Raw genomic sequence first — 3,097 nt, forward strand, 5'->3', positions numbered from 1 at the left:
TGGCCAAAGGGGAGGCAGTGAGGCCAAAGGGGGTTCCCCCCATGAGCAACTGCCGTGGTTTCCACGGGGCAAACAGCGGTGCTCCCGCAGGTGACCCACACAGACCCAAAACCACTCGCTATTGCATCAAGACAAGGTGAGCTTTCAAAATACTTGCCGCCTAACCCACCCTAGGCCAGAATTTAAGCAAAGTTAACTTATATCATGTCGGGATAATTACCCTTAATAAAAATCTCCCCCATCTGACCATCTGACCATCTGACCATCTCCCCAGACTTCCCACCCTCCCTCTAATTATGGGTATTCAACCTGACTTGATATTAGTGATGAGGGGTATTAGATAATAAGCCAGACTTATCTGACCATAATTGAAGGATAAAATCCAAAGATCAGACATTATTTAGAGCGACTACAACCCAAGAGTCTTTGTTATTGAAAATGTAAGCATATGCGCTACGCGCACGCTGCTTGAGGTGCCGTCAGTTGTCAGCCGTCAGCAGACTTAACTCAGATTAAACAAATGTTTACCTCTTTTATTCAACAGGTGTTCGCAAAGGGTGCCCATAGCCCATAAGCTGATAGCTGAATGCTGATAGCTGAATGCTTACTTCAAAATTCCAGGAAATGCTAAAATATTCCATTCGTTTCCTGATTCACTATCTCCGATTCTGGGATGTTCCAGGTCCTGATCGTTATCTTTTCAGACCTTAATTAAGCAACGCCCGTATTTTTTATCCAGATGCCAACGGTTTACCAATAATTTTTTAGGTATAATATCGCTCCAAATAATAGGTTTGTTTATGTCCTTTTTTTTGATATGAATATCTCTCAATTTCAGCCTCAATATAAGAACTAAACGTTTTCATAACAAATGTATTATTGTTATCGTCTACCCTACACAATCTACATACTTCATTATCAATTAAGTCATTGACCCATTTAATCATATTAGGTAATATATTAAGTTCTACTAATAGCTTCGCTACCTTTTCTTTTTCACCTTCAAAGCCCTCGATATATAAATCATTGTTATTTATATTGTGCGAGTAAGATAAAACAAAATGTGAGCCACAATATTCCACTAAGGCATCTTCTCGATAATCGTTGAGATCAAGAAAATAACCTCTATTTAGAAAAACGCCTATATCTTTTAGTAATTGCCCATTCCCACAATCTATACCCACAATAGTATTGTATACTTTTTTAACTGGTTGGATCTGATGGGGTCTGAGTCTCACAATATTTCCAGATCTTTCTGTGCAATCTTCTTCGTTTAAGCAAGCTAGATATTCTTCAAGATCTACATCTCGAATAAACTGTTCACCAGGACTATCAAATTTTCCAACCCCGACCTCATTAATGCAGAACAAAGCAAACATTACAAATTCAGCAAATCTATTTTTCATCCCGAAGCTCATGCAACCAGGGAAGATTATAGAATGCTCTTTTTGCATGCCGATGATCCATTCTTTTACCTCATATCTAGAATAAATATTTTCTATTAAACCGAGGACAATATCTTTTAATACTTCAACTGTAGGGGGGACAATTGGTATCATTTTTAATACTAATATATAGTTTTTATATAGCCTAAATATTGATCTATAATGCTATAGGTTTTACTCAATGTTTAAGCTCAATAATACCAAATTTTTATACTGATAAATTTAATGCCGATTACTTACAAAGGGCATAATTAAAAATTATAGCAGTTTTCAATTGGGTGCTGAATTTAAGTATGAATTTCTTGGTATTATTTGGCTACTGCCCCAATTATCCCCCAAAATTGGGGGACGAAAGAGAGTTTCGTTCCACCCAAAGTTGGGGGGTTATATCATGTCAGGATAATTACCCTTAATAAAAATCTCCCTATCTCCCCACACCTCCCACCCTCTCCTTAATTATGGGTATTCAACCAGACTTGATATTAGGGGGGCGAAATCATACCCATACTCAGCAACGCTGTTAAAAAAAACCTGGCTTGATCAGCCTAGGGGTATTGCAGAAATTAATAAAAATGAACTAATTCAAAGCCAGCCGTCAAAGATTCCTTTCAAAGATGCCTAAAGAGACTAACTGGTAACTGGTTCGGGGGACTGATCAGTAGCCGCTCCGTTCTCTTCGATCTCCATTTCCTCATATTTATCAAAACACTTACGCTTAGCAGCGACAGCGATGTCGAGAACAATGGGTACTTCTAATTTGATCGGAACTTGGAACACACAGGGGTTATAGTATTTGTAAGGCATGGGTTTTACCTCTTGGTGCAATTCATTTCAATCAACACATTTCTAGAATGTCAGATCTAACTCTGGCTTCACAGTACCCTTGAGGGTACCTTTTTTTTTTGGGCGTTGCTTAATAATGGAATGATTTTAATAGTTTTGTGGAACGGGCATCTTGCCGTGGAACGGGCATCTTGCCCGTTTCATTTTCGCGCGGGCAGGATGCCCACCCCACTCATATTCATTCCGCCCCTCAGCAATGCCAAAAATCGAGGAGCTCTCGCAGGTTGGTAGAGATGCTTGAATCACGTTTGGTTTGATCACGCAGCTTGGCTGGGGTAACTCCAATGGATCTGCTACACGATTCTCTGAAAGAGCCGCTACGCGAACGCATAATTTCCCTGTCAACAGTAACGCGAACGCATAATTTCCCTGTCAACAGTAACGCGAACGCATAATTTCCCTGTCAACAGTAACGCGATCGCATAATTTCCCTGTCAACTGGAATGCGATGCTCTGAAAGAGCCGCTACGCGAACGCATGATTACCATCTCAACTGGAATGCGATGCTCTGAAAGAGCCGCTACGCGAACGCATAATTACCATCTCAACTGGAATGCGATGCTCTGAAAGAGCCGCTACGCGAACGCATGATTACCATCTCAACTGGAATGGGATGCTCTGAAAGAGCCGCTACGCGAACGCATGATTACCATCTCAACTGGAATGGGATGCTCTGAAAGAGCCGCTACGCGAACGCATGATTACCATCTCAACTGGAATGCGATGCTCTGAAAGAGCCGCTACGCGAACGCATGATTACCATCTCAACTGGAATGCGATGCTCTGAAAGAGCCGCTACGCGAACGCAT

General features: G+C 41.1%; 3 protein-coding genes. All 3 read right to left on the reverse strand.

Annotated features, from left to right (window positions below; genetic code table 11):
• Positions 1 to 764: 764 nt before the first annotated feature.
• On the reverse strand, positions 765 to 1,559 hold the full coding sequence (locus F6K38_RS28780; RefSeq protein ID WP_287358479.1) for a hypothetical protein: 795 nt from the start codon (positions 1,557 to 1,559) through the stop codon (positions 765 to 767).
• Between the two features lie 513 nt (positions 1,560 to 2,072).
• On the reverse strand, positions 2,073 to 2,249 hold the full coding sequence (locus tag F6K38_RS28785) for a hypothetical protein (protein ID WP_008184244.1): 177 nt from the start codon (positions 2,247 to 2,249) through the stop codon (positions 2,073 to 2,075).
• Between the two features lie 126 nt (positions 2,250 to 2,375).
• Entirely contained in the window at positions 2,376 to 2,633 is a 258-nt protein-coding gene (locus F6K38_RS28790; RefSeq protein ID WP_131827150.1) for a hypothetical protein, read from the reverse strand.
• Positions 2,634 to 3,097: the final 464 nt, after the last annotated feature.

Source organism: Moorena sp. SIO3B2 (assembly GCF_010692525.1).
Classification (GTDB): domain Bacteria; phylum Cyanobacteriota; class Cyanobacteriia; order Cyanobacteriales; family Coleofasciculaceae; genus Moorena; species Moorena producens.

Bases quoted from the DNA above. Each gene is read 5' to 3' on its own strand.
- F6K38_RS28785 (WP_008184244.1), bottom strand. From the start codon at position 2,249: ATGCCTTACAAATACTATAACCCCTGTGTGTTCCAAGTTCCGATCAAA.
- F6K38_RS28780 (WP_287358479.1), bottom strand. From the start codon at position 1,559: ATGATACCAATTGTCCCCCCTACAGTTGAAGTATTAAAAGATATTGTC.